This window comes from Tahibacter aquaticus (assembly GCF_004363655.1).
Lineage (GTDB): Bacteria > Pseudomonadota > Gammaproteobacteria > Xanthomonadales > Rhodanobacteraceae > Tahibacter > Tahibacter aquaticus.
Genome location: NZ_SNZH01000004.1, coordinates 87471 through 105802, shown reverse-complemented (window position 1 = coordinate 105802; position 18332 = coordinate 87471). Strand labels below are relative to the sequence as shown.

Sequence of the window (18332 nt, the reverse complement as noted above, 5' to 3'; positions counted from 1 at the left end):
ATGCTGCGCTGGCTGGTGTACGCGTCCGTGAGCCGCCCCGCGTGGGTACTGCTGTCTGCGGCAGCGCTGGCGATCGGCGGCGCTGCTGGAGTGAGCCGGGCCCGCTACGACGTGTTTCCGGAGTTCGTGCCGGCGCAGGCCGAGATACAGACCGAAGCGCAGGGAATGGTAGCCGAGCAGATCGAGCAGCTGGTCACCCAGCCGCTGGAAAATGTGTTGAACGGCGCGCCGCAGATTGCTGCGGTGCGCTCCGAATCGACGCCGGGCCTGTCGGCCGTCACCGTGGTGTTTACCGCCGGTGCTGATCCGTTCCGTGCGCGCCAGCTTCTGGCCGAGCGAATCGCCGAAGCGGCAGCGAGCCTGCCGGCCGGCGTGAAAGCGCCAACGCTGAGTGCAATGACGTCCTCGACGATGGATCTGCTCAAGATAGGCTTCATGAGCGAGCAGCTGTCCCCGACGGCGCTGCGCGCGCTGGTCGAACAGACCGTTCGGCCCCGGTTGCTCGGCGTGCCCGGTGTTGCACGCGCGACCGTGTTCGGGGGCGTGGTGCACGAATTGGACGTTCGGTTGCGACCTGAGCGTCTGCGGGCCTTGAACGTGTCGCTGGACGACGCACTGGCTGCGGTGCGCGCGGCCGGCGGCGTGCGCGGCGCGGGTTTCGTGGACACCCCGAACCAACGCGTGGTGCTGGAAACGGAAGGGCAGGCCAACACGGTGGAACGGCTCGCTCGGACCGTGGTATCGAACACGAACGGCCGCGCCACTCTGCTGGGTGACATCGCCGACGTCGAGCACGCTGCCGCGCCTGCGTTTGGCGACGCCTTGATCATGGGCAAACCGGGCGTACTGCTGGTTCTCCTGAGCCAGCACGGCGCGAACACGCTCGACGTGACGCACCGCGTCGAGGCGGCGTTGGCCGAGTTGGGGCCGGTGCTGGCGAGCGCAGGCGTGCGGGTGACACCGGCCCTTCATCGGCCCGCGACGTTCATCGAAACCGCGTTGACCCACATGCGCGACGCGCTGTTGCTGGGTGGTGGGCTCGTGGCTGCGGTGCTTCTCGTGTTCCTGCGCAGCTGGCGTACGGCGCTGATCTCGTTCGTGACGATACCGTTGTCGCTGCTGACGGCGGTGCTGGCGATGTCGGCGATGGGGTGGACGCTCAACACGTTGACCCTCGGCGGGCTCGCGGTCGCGCTGGGTGTTGTCGTGGACGACGCCATCATCGATGTCGAGAACATCGTGCGGCGGTTGCGTGCTGCGCCGCCCGGAACCGATCGGCGTGCGGTCATTCTCGATGCGTCGATGGAGGTGCGTCGCCCGGTGTTGCTGGCCACGGCGGTCGCCGGGCTGGTATTCCTGCCGGTCGCCGCGCTGCCGGGTCTGCAAGGCAGTTTCTTCGCGCCGTTGGCCGTGGCGTTTCTGATCGCCGTGTTCGCGTCGCTCGTGCTGGCGCTGACCCTGGTGCCGGCGTTGTGCTTCGTGCTGTTGCGTACCTCGTTTCTCGAGCGCGAACCGTGGTGGTTGCGTCGGTTGAAGCTCGCCCATCGGCGGGTGCTGCATCGCATGCAACACAGGTCGGCGCTGTTGTGGATCGTGGCGCTCGCCGTCGGTGTCCTGGCGGTCGGGCTGCTATTGCGCCTCAACACCGAACTGCTGCCGGCCTTTCGTGAACGGCATTTCGTGGTGCAGTTGCGCGGCACGCCGGGGACCTCCCTGAGCGCGACGTTGCGGCTCGGTGTGCAGGTGTCCGAGCGGATGCTCGCGGTACCCGGAATCTCGACCGTGTCGCTGCAGGCCGGCCGCGCGACCGCCAGCGAGGATGCCTGGGGGCCGGAACGCGCCGAGGCACATGTGGAGCTGTCGCCGGATACATCGGGCGCTGACGAAGTGCGCATCGAAGCGGCCCTGCACGCGCTGCTCGCGGATTTCCCCGGAGTTCAAACGGAAGTACTGACGTTTCTGGGCGATCGTGTCGGTGAATCCTTGAGTGGTGAAGCGGCGCCGTTCGTGCTGAACCTGTTCGGCACGGATCTCACCCTGCTCGATGAGTGGGCGCAGCGCATCGCTGGCGCGCTGCGGCCGCTGGCCGGGGCCGGCGATGTGCGCGCGAGCGATTCGGCGTTGCTGCCTTCGGTCCGTGCGCGCCTCGATCCTGCGCAGCTTGCAGCGCACGGCTTGCGCGCCCTGGACGTGCTCGATGCCGTGGCGACGGCAATAGGCGGCGCCGTGGTCAATCAGATTTATGCGGATGGCCGAACGATCGATGTGCGCGTCAGCGTCGGCGAGGGAAATCGGACCGCACCGGAGTCGGTAGGCGACGTGCTGCTGCGTGCTGCAGACGGCCGGCTTGTGATGCTGCGCGGCGTCGCCGACGTTTCGTTGTCCGAGAGCCGCGCGGTCATTTCGCACGAAGGCGCGCGGCGGCGGCAGAAGGTGACCGCGTCGCCGGCACCGCACGATGCAGCGAGGTTTGTAGCCGATGCGCGCGCGGCGTTGGCGGCGCTGGGTCCACTGCCCGCGGGGATGTACGTGGAAATCGCGGGTACCGCCCGTGAAGCAGCCGCTGCGCGTGGGGATCTGGCCCGCTACAGCGTTCTCGCGGCGATCGTGATCGTGGTGCTGCTCCTGCTGTCGTTTCGGGAACGCCGCAGTGCGCTGATCGTTCTGATCAACGTGCCGTTTGCGCTCGTCGGTGGCGTGCTGGCGCTGGCCGTATGCGGCGAGGCGCTGTCGATGGGCGCGCTGGTCGGGTTCATCGCACTGTTTGGCATCAGTGCGCGCAACGGAATCATGCTCTTGTCGCACTACGAGCATCTCATGCTGAATGAAGGCCTGCGTTGGAGCCGCCACACGGCGTTGCGGGGTGTCCGGGAGCGGCTCACGCCCATATTCATGACGGCGTTGGTCACCGCGCTCGGCGTGGTGCCGCTGGCGCTGGGCAGCGGCGAGGCCGGCCGCGAAATCGAAGGCCCGATGGCGATCGTTCTGCTCGGCGGCCTGCTGTCGTCGACCGTGCTCAATTTGCTTGTGTTGCCGCTGATCGCCGCCCGCGCTTTGCGTACGCCGCCGTTGTTGGGTGCTACTTCCTAGCTCCGCGCTGGCACGCACGCGGCGGAGCATCCGCGAATGCTTCAACGGCGTGTACTTCGTCGCCGAGGGTCGCTGCTGGAACGGTCTGCGCAAAAATGGCCGCAACAATCGGCCGATGCTGGCCGCGAAAACGCTTCGCGAGAACGACGACAGCGACGGGGTCTTGTCGCCGATTTCAGCGATCGCGACCATCGCCAGCGAAGCGAAGAGACGCCTGATGCTTGGCGTCGATGGGCGTGAGCAGCGCATCGGGATCGCAGCGTTCCGTGCCGACGTTGGGCGGCCCTCACGAGGATTTCGACCGCGAAGCGCCCACCACGAAGAGCTGCTGGGCGCGCTGCCAAAGCTGCGACAAGGCGAAGATCAAGCATGCTTTCCCGCACCAGCGCGAAGGCGCTCACGCGTCCTTGTTCGCGGAGCGGTTGCTCGGTGGGCATGAGTGAGCACCGCGCGTCGAGACGCTCGCCGTTCCGAAGTCACGCGTGCGCAGTAGGCGAAACACGACCGGAATCACCAGCATCGACAACAGTGGCGCGGTGATCATCCCGCCCACCATGGGCGCGGCGATGCGCTGCATGATTTCCGAACCCGTGCCGCTGCCGATGAGGATCGGCAGCAGACCGGCGAGGATCACCGCGACGGTCATGGCTTTGGGGCGCACGCGTTGCACCGCTCCTTCACGGATGGCTGCCAGCAGCGTATCGGCCGTGGCCGGCTCGCCGGCGGCAAGGCGTCGCTCCCACGCCTGCTTCAGGTAAAGCAGCATGATCACGCCGAACTCGGCCGAAACGCCTGCCAGCGCGATGAAGCCGACTGCCGTAGCGATCGAGAACGCATGGCCCAGCTGATACATCAGCCAGAACCCACCGATCAGCGCGAACGGCGCGCTGGCGAGGATCAGAACCGCGTCTTCGACGCGCCCGAAGGTCACGTACAACAGCACGAAAATGATCAGCACTGTCGCCGGAATCACGACGCGCAGCTTGGCCATTGCGTGCTCGAAGTATTCGAACTGGCCCGACCAGGTGATCGAGGTGCCGGCAGGCAGTACGACGTCTCGCGCGACGCGCTCGCGCAGGTCGTGCACGACCGAGGCCAGGTCACGGCCGCGCGCGTCCACATAGATCCAGCCGGACAGGCGTGCATTCTCGCTTTTGATCATCGGCGGGCCGTCCGTGATCGCAATGCGCGAGACGCTACCCAGCGTGATCTGCGCGCCCGCCGCCGTCAGCAGCGGCAGGTCGCGCAGCTTCTGGACACTGTCACGCAGCTCGCGCGGGTAGCGCACGCTGATCGGAAACCGCCGGCGCCCTTCGACCGTTTCCCCAATCGTCTCGCCGCCGATCGCGGCACTCACGACGCTCTGCACGTCGGCGATGTTGAGGCCGTAGCGTGCCGCCGCTTCGCGGTCGATATCGACGTCGACGTAACGGCCGCCGGTCAGGCGCTCGGCCAGTGCCGAGGTGACGCCCGGCACCGTCTTGATCGCCTGTTCGATCGCGGTGGCCACCTGGTCGATGACGGCGAGATCACTGCCGTTGACCTTGATGCCGATCGGACTCTTGATGCCGGTCGCCAGCATATCCAAGCGATTGCGAATCGGCGGCACCCACAGGTTCGTCAGTCCGGGCAGCCGTACCGCCGCGTCGAGTTCATTGATGAGTTTTTCTGGCGTCATGCCGACGCGCCATTGGTCGCGCGGCTTGAAGCGCACCGTCGTTTCGACCATCTCCATCGGCGCCGGATCGGTCGCCGTCTCGGCCCGGCCGATCTTGCCGAACACGCTGGCGACTTCCGGTACCGAGCGGATCATCTTGTCGGTCTGCTGCAGCACCTGCGCGGCCTTGCCGGCGGACAGGCCTGGCAACGCGCTTGGCATGTAGAGCACATCGCCTTCGTCAAGCGGCGGCAGGAATTCGCCGCCGAGGCGGCTGATCGGCCATGCCGTCGCCGCGAGCAGGAGCGCTGCAGTGAACAACGTCACTTTGGGAAACCGCAGCACGACCTCGAGGATCGGACGGTAGAGCGCGATCAAGGCGCGCGACAACGGATTGGCGCGCTCGTCCGGGATACGTCCACGAATCCAGTAGCCCATCAACACGGGAATCAGCGTGATCGACAAGCCCGCAGCGGCCGCCATCGCGTAGGTCTTGGTAAACGCGAGCGGCGCAAACAGCCGGCCCTCCTGCGCTTCGAGCGTGAACACCGGCACGAACGAGAGCGTGATGATGACGAGGCTGAAGAACAGTGCCGGGCCCACCTCGGCCGAAGCGTCGCCGATCAGCCTCCAGCGCGCGTCGGTGGCCAGGGTTTCGTCCGGATGCGCGTGCTGCCAGGCTTCCAGGTGCTTGTGCGCGTTCTCGATCATCACGATCGCGGCATCGACCATGGCGCCGATCGCGATCGCGATGCCGCCGAGCGACAGGATGTTCGCGTTGAGCCCTTGCCAGTGCATCACGATGAATGCGGCGAGCACGCCCAGCGGCAACGCGACGATCGCGACCAGCGCCGAGCGCAAGTGGAACAGGAACGCGGCGCAGACCAGGGCGACGACGAAAAACTCCTCAAGCAGTTTGCCGCTCAGGTTGTCGACCGCACGCTCGATGAGCTGCGAGCGATCGTAGGTTTCCACCACTTCGACGCCGACGGGAAAACTGGCTCGTACGCTCGCGAGTTTTGCTTTGACCGCGGCGATGGTCGCCTGCGCGTTCTTGCCCGAACGCATCACGATCACACCGCCGACGACTTCACCGTCGCCGTTGAGTTCGGCGACACCGCGGCGCATCTCGGGGCCGAGCTGCACGCGCGCGACGTCGGCAAGTCGCACCGGCACGCCGACGGCGCCGACGGTGAGCGGAATCGCGCGGAAATCGTCGAGCGTTTTCAGATAGCCGCTCGCACGCACCATGTACTCGGCCTCGGCCAGTTCCAGTACCGAGCCGCCAGCTTCGCCGTTGGCCCGTTGCACGGCCTCGGTCACCGTGGCCTGCGTGATGCCGTAGGCGCGCAAGCGATCCGGATCGAGCACGATCTGGTACTGCTTCACCATGCCGCCGACGGTGGCCACCTCGGCGACGCCCGGCACGCTTTTCAGCTCGTAGCGCAGGAACCAGTCCTGCAGCGCGCGCAACTCGGATAGATCGTGCTGACCGCTACGATCGACCAGCGCGTATTCGTAGATCCAGCCAACCCCCGTGGCGTCGGGCCCGAGCGCGGCGCTTGCACCGCGCGGCAACCGCGACTGCACCTGGTTGAGGTACTCCAGCACGCGGGATCGCGCCCAGTACAAGTCGGTGCCGTCCTCGAACAGCACGTAGACATACGAGTCGCCGAAGAACGAGAAGCCGCGCACCGTCTTGGCCCCCGGTACCGACAGCATCGTCGTGGTCAGCGGATAGGTGATCTGGTCCTCGACCAGTTGCGGCGACTGCCCGGGCCAGGTCGTGCGGATGATCACCTGCACGTCCGACAGGTCCGGCAAGGCATCGACCGGCGTTTGCCGCACGGCGTACACGCCCCAGGCGGCCAGGAACACCGCCGCGAGCAACACGAGGAATCGATTCGCGATCGAGCCGCGGATGATGTGCGCGATCATGGCGAGCCTCCTGTCGGCAGCGCGGCGATCGTCGCGATTTCGAACGCGTCGTCGGCGTTGCGCACAAAGGTGAAGCGCACGCGCTGCCCGACCCGAAGGCCGTCGACGGACACGGTGTCGGGAAACTCGAAGGCCATGGTCATCGCGCTCATCTCCAGCGCGGGGATGGCGTCGGTCGCGATGGTCCAGGTGCTGCCGTCGATTTGCTTGACGGTGCCGTCGGTCGTATAGCGCGGCGCCGCGGCGGTCGCTGGCGACATTGCGGCGTCCGGCGCATCGAGTCGCGCCAGCGTGCCGGCGAGGCTCGCTTCGGAATCGATCAGGAATTGTCCCGACAGCACGACCCGGTCGCCGTCGTCGAGGCCTTCGAGCACACTCGTGCGGCCGTCGCTCTCGTCGCCGATGCGCACCTCCTGCGCACGAAAGCGCCCGTCGCCAACGTCGACAATGACGACCTGGCGCGCACCGGTCGCTATCACGGCCTCGGTCGGTATTTGCACAACCTCTGCATCGGCGGCCCGGCCGGTGATGGCGACGCGCGCAAACATGCCGGGCACCAAGCGGCGTGTCGGGTTTGGCACGACGATGCGGGCGGTCTGCGTGCGCGTCGTGACATCGAGATCGGGCAGCAAGGCCTCGACGGTACCGGCGAGCGAGTCGCCCGGGAAAGCTGGCAGCTCCACCATCACGGTGTTGCCGGGTGCGACGCGGCCGATCTGCGCTTCGGGAATCGCGGCGTTGACCCACACGGTGTCGAGATCGTTGATGCGCAGCAGCGGCGTACCGGCCATGACGCTCGCGCCGTCGCGCACGAGCAGCTCGCTGACGACGCCGGCACGCGGCGCGACGATGGTGATGCGATCCTCGGCGCGTCCGAGGCGCTCGACGGTGCGAATCTGGCCCTCGCTCATGCCGAGCAGCAGCAGCCGCTGGCGTGCGGCCGCACGCACGGCATCCAGCCCTTCGCTACGGGCCGTGCGCAGCGACAGGTACTCGGCCTGCGCGGCTGTCCACTCCGGCGCGATCAACGTCAGCAGGTCCTGGCCAGCAGTGACCGTCGTCAATGGTGCACGCACGGCAAGGTGCTCGACGATGCCGGCGACGCGGGCCTGCACGACCACCACGCGCCGTTCGTCGAACGTCACCGACCCTGTTGCACGGACTGCGGCCACCGGCGTGCCACGCGTGGCGAGCGCGGTGCGCACGCCGAGGTTCTGCACGAGGCGCGGTTCGATGCGCACGGTGCCCGCTTCCTCGGGTCCGTCGCCGGCGTATTTCGGGACCAGTTGCATATCCATGAACGGCGATTTGCCGGGCTGGTCGAAGTGCTGCGCCGGCACCATCGGGTCGAACCAGTACAGCACCTTTTTTTCAGTCGGTGCCGGCACCGCGGCCGGCATGCCGCGGTGTCCACGGCCGACGAGCCACCAGGTCGAGCCTGCGCCGACAACGACACCCACGAGGAGTGCGACGAACACGGATAGACGGCTCATGGCGTGCGCTCGGTCGGAAACGCGAAATACAGCGTCGCCCAGGCCTGGCCCAGGGTGCTTTGCAGATCGGTGTAGGCCAGCCGTTGCTCGATGGCTTCGTCCAGCGCGCGCAGCGACGCCGTGAGGTCGCCGCGGCCGCCGCGGTAGGCTGCCAGTGCCGCGTCGGCGCGGTCCTCGCTCAGCGGCAGCAGCTCACGCTCATAGCGCGCCAGGCGATCCACCGCGCTGCGCCAAGTCGTCAGCGTCTTGTGCAGTTCGGCGCCGTGCATCCGCTGCGCCGCCTCACGCTCGGCGTCGATGCGTGCGACCAGCGCCTGCTTGGACGCTATGAGCGGGTCTTGTCGATGCGCAGCGAACAGCGCCAACGGCACCCGAAACTGCACCGAGACCATGTTGGAGAACTGCGGTCCGCGTCGTGCGTATGCGAGCTCCAACGACCAGTCGGGCCGCTTCTCGGCCCGGGCGAGCGCCGCATCGACGTTGGCCGCGCGCTCCGCAGCGTCGTAGGCCAGCAACTCGCGGTGGTGCGCGATGTTCGCTACCAGCGCATCGGGATCGCCGCCCAGATCGCGCCAGTCCGGCGGTTCGCCCAGCGGGCGATTGCCCAGGTCCGGCAGCCAGCGCGCCAGATCCGCGCGTGCCATGTCCTGGCCGGCCCGTGCGGCATCAAGCCGGTCCTGCAGCGCCCCGATCGCCGAACGGGCTGCGATGCCCTCGGCGGCCGTCGCGCGCCCGGCTGTCAGTGCGGCGGTGGTCGCAGCCAGCTGTGCATCCGCCTGAGGCTGCAGCGCCGCCAGCAGTCTCAGTCGGCGCTCGGCGGATGCCGCCGCAATCCAGGCTCGCGCGACGCCTTCACGCACGACGAGTTGCTCGTTGGTCAACAGAGCCCGCTCGCGGTCCACGTCGGTCGCGGCGCGCTCGCGGCGCAGGCGGCGTTTCTCGCCCCGCGGAAACTGCTGCATGACACCGATCGTGCGCATGGTCATGAAGTCGCGCGTCGTCCTGAAAGCGTCGTCGCCGGTCACCGGCAGGTTTTGCAGACCGACGACGAGCTCGGGATCAGGCAGCTGACCGGCGGGGCCGACTGCGGCCTCCGCGGCCGTCACGCCCGCCGCTCGCGCCTGCAGCTCGGGCGCCTGGCGTTCGGCCGAAAGAACGGCGTCCGTAAGCGACAAGGGGTTCAGATCCGCCGACACGGCCGCGCCAGCACCGAGAGCGGTGAGTACCGCCAAAACAAAACGCAATGACGCGCGCCGCCGGCAAAAGGGGCGCGGAAAAAAACGAGGAAGGGCAAACATGAGAACTCCACGGCAACGACGAAACGGCCGCGCACAACGCGGCGCCACGGTCAATCCCGAGGGGTGCTCAAATCTGGAAAGTGCAGTGCTGAATGCTCAGCGGCGGCGGTTGCGCCCTGACGCGCAGAGGGTACTCCGGGCTCGCCTGGTCAAGCGCGGCCGTACACGCAAGCTCTCGCGACCAGGTAGTTGCCGGTAAAAACGCCGGTGGCACGGTCAGCGCCGGGGCATGGTCGGCCGAGGCCGTCGTAGGGTGGCAATGTTCGTGGCAGCGTGCCTGATCCGACGTATCCGGTGTGTGGCACGGCGGCATTTCTGCGACGACTTGAGCCGTCGCTGTCGCGATCTCTTGAGGACAGACGTACGCGGCCATTGCGAACTGCTGGAACAGCAGACCGATCAGCGCAAACAACGCGATCCAGCGACGATGGCGGCGGTAGCGAAACGGCATGGAAGACAACGGATGTCCAGAGCGAGCAACGAACAGACCGGTAACCACAGCGACAGCTTACGCGCTGTTTGCGCCGGTAGGGTCATCCTACGAAACTTCGGTTCGCACCGAAGGTTCCCGCGGAGCTGTGAATGAGGTTTGCACGATGAGGGCAAACCGTAACGAACTCGCCGTCCGCTGGGTCTGGCGCGTGACGCCGATGGGGGTAGCACACGGCTACCTACGGGCGTAACGCGTGAGCGCGAACGCACCGCCACGTGCCCAGATCGTCACAGCTTCGATGCCATTCTGCCCTGGAGCGTGTCGGAACGAAGCCGGCGTCGCGATTCCGAACTCTTCCAAAGCAGGGGCGTAGCAACCGACGGGTTGAGGCATTGTTTTTGTAACCCGCTTGCTCATCCGTAGACGTAGCCACATGGCGCTGAGAACGCTTGCGACTTGCCCGGTCCTGCCGCACGCTAGGGCGATGATGGGTGCTCGTTCCTCTATGACGTGGCGCGGACTGCTGTGGCGCAGCCTGCTCAGTCTGTTGTTGGTGTTGACCGGCGCGACAGGAGCGAGTGGCCGGCCCGCTACCAAGGGCGCAACGCCCCAGCGTTCGTCCCATGCCTGTCACGGGGGGAACGAACCAGCGGCCCCGCATGCGCCGTCGCCGTCTATGCCGTGCTGCGCGGATCACCTCTGCCATTGCGGCTGTCTACCTGTCGCGGCGCCATCGGTAGCCTTGGGCCTGCATGCACCGGACCGGCAACGGACGCGATCGTCGGACGCACCGGCGTGGTCGTTGGATCTACGTCCCACCGCGCTCCTACGACCGCCTAACACCGCGCGAACCTAAGCCGGTTTCGAGCCGATCCGCTGCCTGCCGCTTGATGCAGCGGATCGTGGGTGCGCCTGCGCGCACGCTCAGCGGAGTATTTTCCATGGATTCTTTAAAGACGCCTGCGTCCAGCGACGCACCGGGCGCTACGGCCTCGAGGACTACCAAAGGCCCGATGCGTATCGGTGAACTGGCCAGCGCCAGCGGTGTGCCGGTCGACACGGTGCGGTACTACGAACGCATTGGCTTGCTCCCCACACCGGCGCGACGTGGCGGCGGCTACCGCAAATACGAGCCAGATGACGTGTTCCGCCTGCAAGCCATACGTGGCGCCAAAGCCTTGGGGCTTACCCTGGAGGCGATTCGCACGCTGATCATCATGGCGCTACCGAGCGCGCGACCGGCGCCAGTACGGGCGTGTGCCAAAGCGTTGCAGCAAGAGCTCGCCGATCGTTGCGCCGCATTGCAGGCGCTCGCCGCCGCGGTCGAAAACTGCCGACGGGGTCCGCCGCCGACGCTGGCGGCGTGCCCGATTCTGGCGACCTTGCAGGCCTATGCCTGTACCCACGAGACGAGCGGCAGCGTGCTCCTGGACACCTGATGAGGCTTGGGTCAACGAGGTCAGCGGCGTTACTCGCCAGTGCGTGCGTGCACCAGGGCGTCGACCAGGCCACCGATGCCCAGCAGCGCCATCACCGTCGCGTCGGCAAACCAGTGGGCCGTCGTAAAGCCCAGCCATGCGCCGGTGGTTGTCATCGCGCTGATCCAGGCGGCCAGCATGGCCAGAAAACCGAGCGCGAGTGCGCCGCGACCGAGGTTGGCGAACAGTCGCGCACGGGGTGTCATGGGCGTGTTCATGAGTGAGCGGCCGTGCCAGCGCGTTGATCGGTGCCACTGCCGCCGGCCATCGCTTCGCAAGCCTCCGCACAGCGCTCGCACGCCTGAACGCACGCGTCCATGTTGCCCAGGCGTTTGCAACTCTCTGCGCAGGCGCGGCAGATGTCTGCGCACACGACGCACTGCGCTGCGTGGAAGGCCGAGCCGTTGGCCATCAGCGCGGCCGCGCTGCGGCAGACCTCGGCGCAATCGATCATGAGCCGAAAATGCGTCGGCTCGACGTGTTCGCCGCCGAGCTCCAAGCAATGCGTCAGCGCCGTCTGCTGGCACGTGGTGAAGCAGGCCAGGCACTGCTGGATGCACTCGTTCATGGCAGAGGACATGTGGGTCTGATGCGGCATGGGTTTCTCCTAGGGAAGGGACAACGGCGGTCGTCAGAGGCGCCACCGGGCAAACGCGAGCCACGCGTCCGGCTGACGGCCGTAGACGGGCTTCAGAGCCGCGGGAATCGCGTAGCGGCTGTACTGCAGGCCCAGGCCAAAACGCCCCAGGCGCGTGGGCGGGAAATCGTGAATGGCGCCGAGCGTCGCCTTGTCAACGGTGAAGACCTCGCCCGCGAGCGGCTCGTCCTCACCAAAGAGCTCGTCCTTGTCCACGCGCTCCACGCGCCCGTACAGGGTGTGCATCTCGTCGATCACGAGCGTGCTTTCCAGAAGGAAGGATTCGGTCGCGTGGCCGGGCAGCTTTTGGTTGCGCCCCCAGGCGAGCGTCGTCTGCCACTGCGCGCGCTCGAACGGGCGGTGGTAGATGACCGACGCGGTCGTGCGGCGCATGTCGACGTCGGGCTCCAGTTGCTCCGGGCTCTTTAGGAGGCCGCGGCTGACCTGCAGCGCCCAGCGATCGCTCGGGTTGTAGGAGAGGCGGCCAGACCAGGAATCGAGCGCGCGCAGCTCGATGTTGGTGCGGATCTGGTCGGGCTCGCGCGCATTGAATGCGGAACCTTCCACTTTGAAATCCTTCCACACCCAGCCGAGCGTGGCGACGCCGAAGGTGATGTGGGTGGCATCGAGCCAGTGGTGGCCGAGCGGCGCTTCGGGGTTGGCCATGCCGGAGAACCGGTGCATGTAGGTCGGCGGGCCCAATGCCGGCTCGCCGGGCAATCCCAGGTACACAAAGGCCGAACTGGACTCGCCCACCGGCTGGGAATAGCTGGCCGCCAGTTCCATGAAAAGATCGTGCGGGTGCTGCCGATCGATCAGCGGCGTGCGACCGTCGGCGGTTTCGCCGGTCTGGAAAAGGAGCGGATAGCCGGTCTTGCCGACACCCCAGGCGTCCAGCGACACCATGGCACGCACACCCAGGGTGCCCGGACCAAGCGGGCGCATGCCCATCAGCATGCCCATCGTCTGGACCACCGTGTCGCGGTCACCGCGCGGGCCGGAGTTATCGGTCGCGACGAGATTGACCGAACCATGCGCCATCCACATCCACTCGCCCGTCATCCACGGTGCGCTGCCGCCCATCGGGGTGGCTTGCGGCTGCCAACTCGTGCCGGAGGCTTCGCGGCTCATGGCGTAGGGCCCCAGCAAACCGCGCATCGGCGTGGCGCCATCGTGCTCGGCCATGTCCGGCATCGCCGGCGCCGATTCGTGGGGGTGAGTGGGCGCATCCTGCGCCTCGAGCGTGCCGCTGATGAGCACCAGCAGGCCGGTTAGAAGCACGGGAGCGCCGTGGGAGCGGAGCCGGTGAGGCAGGGCAGGGTGCGTCATCGCGAAAGCGTCCGTGCAAGGGGAGATTCCAAGGCAGCACGCGCTGTGCCATGAGGCGCTCTTGCGTGTGGCCGTCACGCGCGGACGGCCATGAACGCGACGGGCCTGCGACAATTCGGTCACGCTTCAGGGAGTTGCCTTGTCGCGCTAGGTGATTGAATTCGTTGGACGTCGGAGCCAACTCCAAACCTGCAGTGCGATGCTGCGTCATGCAGCATGCCCCCTGCTGCGCAGCAAGCGCCTCATCCTGCACGACACGTCATGACGGGTACGCCAACTTGGCTTGCCGGACGCGCAGCCTGCGTGCACCGTCCACGGTTTTACTGGCCAAACACGTCGGGCAGTTTGCGGCGTTCAGTGTAGTGACAGGTTTAGAGTCTGCTCCAGGCTCCATCTGTGCACAGAGGAACAGTGCGTTTTTGCCACATGCATAGCAACCCGCGCGCGGTGCGGCGCGTTCGTGCTAGTCCGTTGATTTGGCAACCGATGCCGTCGGCGTATCGAACATCGGCGGCTGCTGGCGCCCGTGATTTGAGCAGCGGACGTCGGCGCTACCGCCGAATCCGCACGCGAGGTCCACCCGCTATCCACGGCCGCAACGGCGGCGGTGTATTGCAGCGCAGAATGCTTTTTTTTCGCGGCTGCGTAGCGTGCCTGCGCCTGTCGCTCCGGGAGGGGATCGACAGGCCCACGACAGGGGCGTGGTACAGGGCATTCGCTCTGGACATCCCGTTCGCCGCGCCGCGGCGATCGTGCGCTTATCTTCATTCTTCGGAGGGGTAGATCGTATGCGTCGTTCCTTGCTTGCACTTTCCTTGGGCATGGGTTTCTCGATCATCGCCAGCACCGCGTCGGCCAGCCACGATTGGAACAACTATCACTGGGCCCGCACCACGTCCTCGTTCAATCTCGCCACCGTCGACAGCGTCACGGCGACCTGGCAGCCGATGTTCAACACGTCGGTGTCGCAATGGTCCTCGTCGGCCAAGCTCAATCTCGTGGCCTCGCAGGGCACGGAGACGGCGAGCGCGCGCAGCGCCTGCACGCCGATCGCCGGCAAGCTGCGCGTGTGCAATTACACGTACGGCCAGAACGGCTGGTCGGGGCTGGCGTCCATCAACCTGGACTCGCGCGGTCACATCTCGCAGGGCACCGCGAAGATGAATGACAGCTACAGCTTCACGAGCAATGCGCGCTATCACGTCATGTGCCAGGAGATCGGCCATGTGCTCGGTCTGGATCACACCAGCACGAATGGCACGTCACAGAACACCTGCATGGACTACTCCCAGTCGGCCAGCAGCATCGCACCCAATGCGCATGACTACGCGGAACTGACCAGCCTTTACGGGCATCTGGACAGCTACAGTAGCGCCAGTTCCAGCATGGCCCTCAGCGCGCAGGAAATCGCGCTGAGCGATGGCCCGATGGGCCGCTTGGAAATGGCCGGTGGCGTGCCGCTGGGGCATCTGGTCAAGCGCGAACGCTTCGCGGAAACGTACGTGGCTCCCGACGGCAAAGGCGGTTTGTGGATCCACCACATCACCCTCGCACCGGAAGCAGAGAACCTCGATCTGATCGAGGAATAAGCGTTGCTCGACCGCGGCGTCATGCCAGGGAGACGCCGCGGTCTTTCGTTACGAAAGCACGAGGACAGCGGGATGCGATTGTTGTTGGGTATGGTGTGGATCGGCTTGGCCGGATGTGCGGCCGCGCAAACGGCGCCGCCAGCCACGTCCGTGACGTCGGCCGTGGCGGGCAAGGGTGGGCCGGTCGTGACCTCGCGCGAACAATGCGTTGCGCTCAAGGGCACGTGGCGCAAGGTCGGCGTGCAGCAGCTCGACGCCTGCGATGTCCCCACGCGCGACGCCGGTAAATCGTGTCAACGCAGTGCGCAATGCGAGAGCCTGTGCGTCGCCAGCGCCGATGCCGACACGGCGACAGTGGCCGAGGGCCACTGCTACGCCTCATTTCTTACCGTCGGCACCTGCCTGTCGGAAGTCGAGGACGGGCGCATCGTCCGCGCGCAGTGCGTGGACTGATCGCGCCGCGGACCTCATCCGCTTACCGCGCCGCGCCATCGGCACGCTCGAGGCCGTGGGACTCGGCACCGTGGCATAAACCGGACCGCCGAGAAAAACAGCGGGATCGTGCGCGCCGTCCGCGCGTGTCGCTCGATACTGAATTTGGATCTCAACTTCAGCTTCCATCGTGGACAATGCGATCTTGTGACAAGCGCAACGTTCGCTAGGCTGCATGCGCCACGCCAGGGCGCACACGGGGGACAGATCATGGGGATTCGCTATGCAGGTGCGGGGTGAGCGGTGTTGCTGCTGACGACGAACTCGGCCAGCGCGCAAAATCACCGTCACTACGAGTACTACGTGGACGTGCAAAATGGGTTGAACGAAACCGTCGCGGTGAGCTGCAGTGGCAGGCCGTCGGTGATGTTGCGGCCCGGCGAGGCGCGGTCGATCAATGTGCATGGCGGCGAGTCGTTGCGCGTGCGCTGCGACGCGCGTGATCACCATGGCCAACCGCTGCTGCGGCAGGTATTTGAGCTGGATCATCACGACAACCGCGCTGACTGGCTGCTGGGGCAAGGTCAGGACGATCACGGTCACGACGACGGCAACTAAGGGCACCCGGTCGGCCGCGGCACCGTGGCAGCCGCGGCGGACCGGCTGCTGTTTGCCTGTGGCGGCTTGAGCATCACTTCATAGGAGCACGCGGCTCCGTGTGCGATGCACGTGCCGGCGGCTTGAGCGCATACGCGGCCGTCAGGGTGGCGATCGCTACGCTGCCCTGGGCGCGGATCATGATCAGCGTCAGGAACACGAACACGGCCTTGCGCAGATCCTGGGTGGTGGCGTGGGTACGGGCGATGCTGTGGGCGATGAGATTGCGCTGTTCGAGCAGTTGTTCGAGCCCGCTCGCCAGACGACTCACCAGCGGCTCGTCACGAATGACGTCGCACTGCACGGCACGCTTGAGCATCAGCTGGAACTTGTCCATCAACTTCAGTCGGCTGACCGGCTCGCGCAGCTCCTCGTACATTGTCAGATCGCGCAGGGCGTGATTGATCAGGCTGTCGATCGCGGTGACGTAGGCGAACAACGCCTGCTTGGTACGGCCATCGGCTGCAAAAGCGCGGGCTTCGACCGCCGTCTCTTTGAAAAACTCCGGCGGAAGGTCGCTTTTTTTCAGGCCCTGGATACGCAGCCGTGCGACACAGCGCAGCAGCTCCGCTTCGAGATCCGTGCCGCCGCGCAGCACGCCTGAGAGCACGACCTGGGCGTCGAGGCGCCGCGGCTCGGCGCGATCCAACGTCAAAGCGAAAGTATCGGTATCCGTCACCAGCGGCGCGCCGGATTCACCCTCCGGCTCGATCGTAAATCCGGCCTCCAGAATCTTCACCGCCTGCACGAAGGCGTAGCGCGGAGATAGATCCACCCGTGCCGAGACGACGTGATCGTGCGGCACCGAGTTCAATCGCAGCCGATCGGCGACCTCGAGCGCTACATCGGCGGTCTCGGTATACAGCCGCGCCATGCCAAATTCCCGGAACAGCCGGGGCAGGGCTTTGATGACGCGCGCTTCGAAAACGTCCAAGGCGTTCATGCCGCGCTCCTCATTACGACTACCGCTTAGCGCAGCGCACGCGCGATCGCGAGTACGCCCTTCAAGCCCGATCCAAAGCGACCGACGGCTTCGCGATGCGTCGTGAGCTCGCTGTAGGGCAAGAAATGCAAATTGAGGTCCGTCGCCCGGCTAAAGGCGGGCCGCGCGAACTGCGCGCGCACATCCGCCTCGCGCGCATCGAGTGCCACCAGAAAATACGCGCCGTCGGCGTGCTCGGGCACCCCGAGCGCAAGATCGAGCATGCGCACGATGCCCGAGTAAATGCTGGTGGAATGCTCGACCTCGAATGCCGCCGCGACGCGGCCGCTGTCGGCCTCCAGCCACAGCACGTCGATCAGGCCAAACGTGTCGGCCGCGGCATGCGCGGCAAGGGCGGGCGGCAGCTGCGTCACGCAGCCAGTGCCCAATGGCGCGTCGGCATACGCACGACTGCGATCGTTACTCGCGATCCATACGGCGTATCCCAGGGCCTTGCCCAGATCGCGCAACCAGGCCTGGATCTGCGTGTGCGTGTGATCGCCTTCACGGGCGAGCGCGAGCGCCTTGCGGCACTCTCCTCACGCACGCACGCCAAGTCCTCCGCCCAGCGCGCCACGGCGGCCGTGTCGCCCGCGCGCGGCGGCGCAGGGTAGCGTCCGCTACCTACATCGAACAGGAAGCCGGCGATCGCGCCGAAGTCGTTGGAAAGTTGTCCCCGGTGTCGGGCTACCAGCTCCTGCATCCCTCGGCGCATAGCCAGGTATTCCTCCCAGCGGCCGAGCTTGACGCGAGCACCGGTAACGGCGTTGTAGCCGTTGACGATCGCCGTGTTGAAGGGCGGCATATGCGTCGGGTGAAGGAAATACAAGAGATTCGCCGTCGAGGGTCCCAGTCCCTTGATGCGTCGGCGGTCCAGCGCATGGATCGCTTCGATGATCGATGCGTCGCCGCTGCAGCACAGGCACGTGTCGAGAAACCGCCCGAACGCTCGCTGATGTTCGGCATCTTCGTAGATGTCGGGGATGCGCAGTTTGGGCTTCCACAAGAAAGCATGATCTGCGCCCTTGAAGATTTGACGCTGCTCGGCCACGGAACGAACCACAGTCTCCAACGAGGAGCCCCGATAGGTACTGCCGAACGTGCCGTGGGCAATCTCGGTGACCACGGCTTGGACGCCACGTCGAATCGCTCGAAAATTGTTGAGCCGTTCCTCCCACAAAAACCACGTGCGATAGGCCCCGCCCGCGTCCTCGCGCCAGCGTGCAATCAAGGTGCTCAAAGCGTCAGCGTCAGTGGCGCCGGGCAGCGTCGCAGTCATCGGCGGGTCTTGGAAGTGGGCGTAGGGCAAGTGTAGCCAC

The 18332-nt window shown here is 66.3% G+C and carries 15 protein-coding genes; 5 read left to right on the top strand and 10 right to left on the bottom strand.

Annotated features, from left to right (window positions below; genetic code table 11):
• Positions 1-3090, top strand: a complete 3090-nt coding sequence (locus DFR29_RS07880; RefSeq protein WP_133818037.1) for an efflux RND transporter permease subunit — start codon at positions 1-3, stop codon at positions 3088-3090.
• A gap of 397 nt (positions 3091-3487) precedes the next feature.
• On the opposite strand, the gene DFR29_RS07875 is transcribed toward DFR29_RS07880, so the two are convergent.
• The 4 genes from DFR29_RS07875 to DFR29_RS07860 form a co-directional block, all read right to left on the bottom strand.
• Complete coding sequence (locus DFR29_RS07875; RefSeq protein WP_133818036.1) at positions 3488-6685, bottom strand: efflux RND transporter permease subunit; 3198 nt, start codon at positions 6683-6685, stop codon at positions 3488-3490.
• A complete protein-coding gene (locus DFR29_RS07870) occupies positions 6682-8178 on the bottom strand; it encodes an efflux RND transporter periplasmic adaptor subunit (RefSeq protein WP_133818035.1) in 1497 nt (498 codons plus the stop codon). Before DFR29_RS07870 ends, DFR29_RS07875 begins: the two co-directional genes overlap by 4 nt.
• Positions 8175-9476: a TolC family protein gene (locus tag DFR29_RS07865; RefSeq protein WP_133818034.1), complete on the bottom strand. Its 1302-nt coding sequence runs from the start codon at positions 9474-9476 to the stop codon at positions 8175-8177. Before DFR29_RS07865 ends, DFR29_RS07870 begins: the two co-directional genes overlap by 4 nt.
• A 67-nt stretch (positions 9477-9543) precedes the next feature.
• Positions 9544-9927 carry a hypothetical protein gene (locus tag DFR29_RS07860; protein ID WP_133818033.1) on the bottom strand — a complete coding sequence of 128 codons (384 nt, stop codon included), beginning with the start codon at positions 9925-9927 and terminating at the stop codon, positions 9544-9546.
• Positions 9928-10922: 995 nt separating this feature from the next.
• On the opposite strand from DFR29_RS07860, the gene DFR29_RS29060 reads away from it, so the two are divergent.
• Entirely contained in the window at positions 10923-11348 is a 426-nt protein-coding gene (locus tag DFR29_RS29060) for a MerR family transcriptional regulator (protein WP_166653952.1), read from the top strand.
• Positions 11349-11377: 29 nt separating this feature from the next.
• On the opposite strand, the gene DFR29_RS07850 is transcribed toward DFR29_RS29060, so the two are convergent.
• The 3 genes from DFR29_RS07850 to DFR29_RS07840 are packed head-to-tail and all read right to left on the bottom strand — an operon-like array spanning position 11378 to position 13305.
• On the bottom strand, positions 11378-11593 hold the full coding sequence (locus tag DFR29_RS07850) for a hypothetical protein (protein ID WP_133818031.1): 216 nt from the start codon (positions 11591-11593) through the stop codon (positions 11378-11380).
• Positions 11594-11601: 8 nt separating this feature from the next.
• Positions 11602-11985: a four-helix bundle copper-binding protein gene (locus tag DFR29_RS07845; protein WP_133818030.1), complete on the bottom strand. Its 384-nt coding sequence runs from the start codon at positions 11983-11985 to the stop codon at positions 11602-11604.
• A 33-nt stretch (positions 11986-12018) separates the two neighbouring features.
• A complete protein-coding gene (locus DFR29_RS07840) occupies positions 12019-13305 on the bottom strand; it encodes a hypothetical protein (protein ID WP_133818029.1) in 1287 nt (428 codons plus the stop codon).
• Positions 13306-14054: 749 nt separating this feature from the next.
• Between DFR29_RS07840 and DFR29_RS07835 the strand changes: the two genes are divergently transcribed.
• The 3 genes from DFR29_RS07835 (at position 14055) to DFR29_RS07825 (ending at position 15992) form a co-directional block, all read left to right on the top strand.
• Positions 14055-14942 carry a zinc metalloprotease gene (locus DFR29_RS07835; protein ID WP_166653951.1) on the top strand — a complete coding sequence of 296 codons (888 nt, stop codon included), beginning with the start codon at positions 14055-14057 and terminating at the stop codon, positions 14940-14942.
• Positions 14943-15014: 72 nt separating this feature from the next.
• Entirely contained in the window at positions 15015-15395 is a 381-nt protein-coding gene (locus tag DFR29_RS07830; RefSeq protein WP_133818027.1) for a hypothetical protein, read from the top strand.
• Positions 15396-15677: 282 nt separating this feature from the next.
• Positions 15678-15992, top strand: coding sequence for a hypothetical protein (locus DFR29_RS07825; protein WP_133818026.1), 315 nt, complete (start codon positions 15678-15680; stop codon positions 15990-15992).
• 73 nt (positions 15993-16065) lie between these two features.
• On the opposite strand, the gene DFR29_RS07820 is transcribed toward DFR29_RS07825, so the two are convergent.
• Genes DFR29_RS07820 through DFR29_RS07815 form a run of 3 tightly spaced genes read right to left on the bottom strand, consistent with a single transcriptional unit; the run spans position 16066 to position 18292 of the window.
• Positions 16066-16974: a hypothetical protein gene (locus tag DFR29_RS07820; RefSeq protein ID WP_133818025.1), complete on the bottom strand. Its 909-nt coding sequence runs from the start codon at positions 16972-16974 to the stop codon at positions 16066-16068.
• A gap of 26 nt (positions 16975-17000) precedes the next feature.
• The gene (locus DFR29_RS29975) at positions 17001-17387 is read right to left on the bottom strand and encodes a hypothetical protein (RefSeq protein ID WP_243745989.1); all 387 of its coding nucleotides are present in this window, start codon (positions 17385-17387) and stop codon (positions 17001-17003) included.
• Positions 17384-18292 (bottom strand): hypothetical protein, encoded by a 909-nt coding sequence (locus tag DFR29_RS07815; RefSeq protein ID WP_243745988.1) that lies wholly within the window; start codon positions 18290-18292, stop codon positions 17384-17386. The genes DFR29_RS29975 and DFR29_RS07815 overlap by 4 nt, the downstream gene beginning before the upstream one ends.
• Between the last annotated feature and the right edge of the window lie 40 nt (positions 18293-18332).

Coding starts and splice junctions, on each gene's coding strand:
- DFR29_RS07880 (WP_133818037.1), top strand. CDS start 1: ATGCTGCGCTGGCTGGTGTACGCGTCCGTGAGCCGCCCCGCGTGGGTA.
- DFR29_RS07875 (WP_133818036.1), bottom strand. CDS start 6,685: ATGATCGCGCACATCATCCGCGGCTCGATCGCGAATCGATTCCTCGTG.
- DFR29_RS07870 (WP_133818035.1), bottom strand. CDS start 8,178: ATGAGCCGTCTATCCGTGTTCGTCGCACTCCTCGTGGGTGTCGTTGTC.
- DFR29_RS07865 (WP_133818034.1), bottom strand. CDS start 9,476: ATGTTTGCCCTTCCTCGTTTTTTTCCGCGCCCCTTTTGCCGGCGGCGC.
- DFR29_RS07860 (WP_133818033.1), bottom strand. CDS start 9,927: ATGCCGTTTCGCTACCGCCGCCATCGTCGCTGGATCGCGTTGTTTGCG.
- DFR29_RS29060 (WP_166653952.1), top strand. CDS start 10,923: ATGCGTATCGGTGAACTGGCCAGCGCCAGCGGTGTGCCGGTCGACACG.
- DFR29_RS07850 (WP_133818031.1), bottom strand. CDS start 11,593: ATGACACCCCGTGCGCGACTGTTCGCCAACCTCGGTCGCGGCGCACTC.
- DFR29_RS07845 (WP_133818030.1), bottom strand. CDS start 11,985: ATGCCGCATCAGACCCACATGTCCTCTGCCATGAACGAGTGCATCCAG.
- DFR29_RS07830 (WP_133818027.1), top strand. CDS start 15,015: ATGCGATTGTTGTTGGGTATGGTGTGGATCGGCTTGGCCGGATGTGCG.
- DFR29_RS07820 (WP_133818025.1), bottom strand. CDS start 16,974: ATGAACGCCTTGGACGTTTTCGAAGCGCGCGTCATCAAAGCCCTGCCC.
- DFR29_RS07815 (WP_243745988.1), bottom strand. CDS start 18,292: ATGACTGCGACGCTGCCCGGCGCCACTGACGCTGACGCTTTGAGCACC.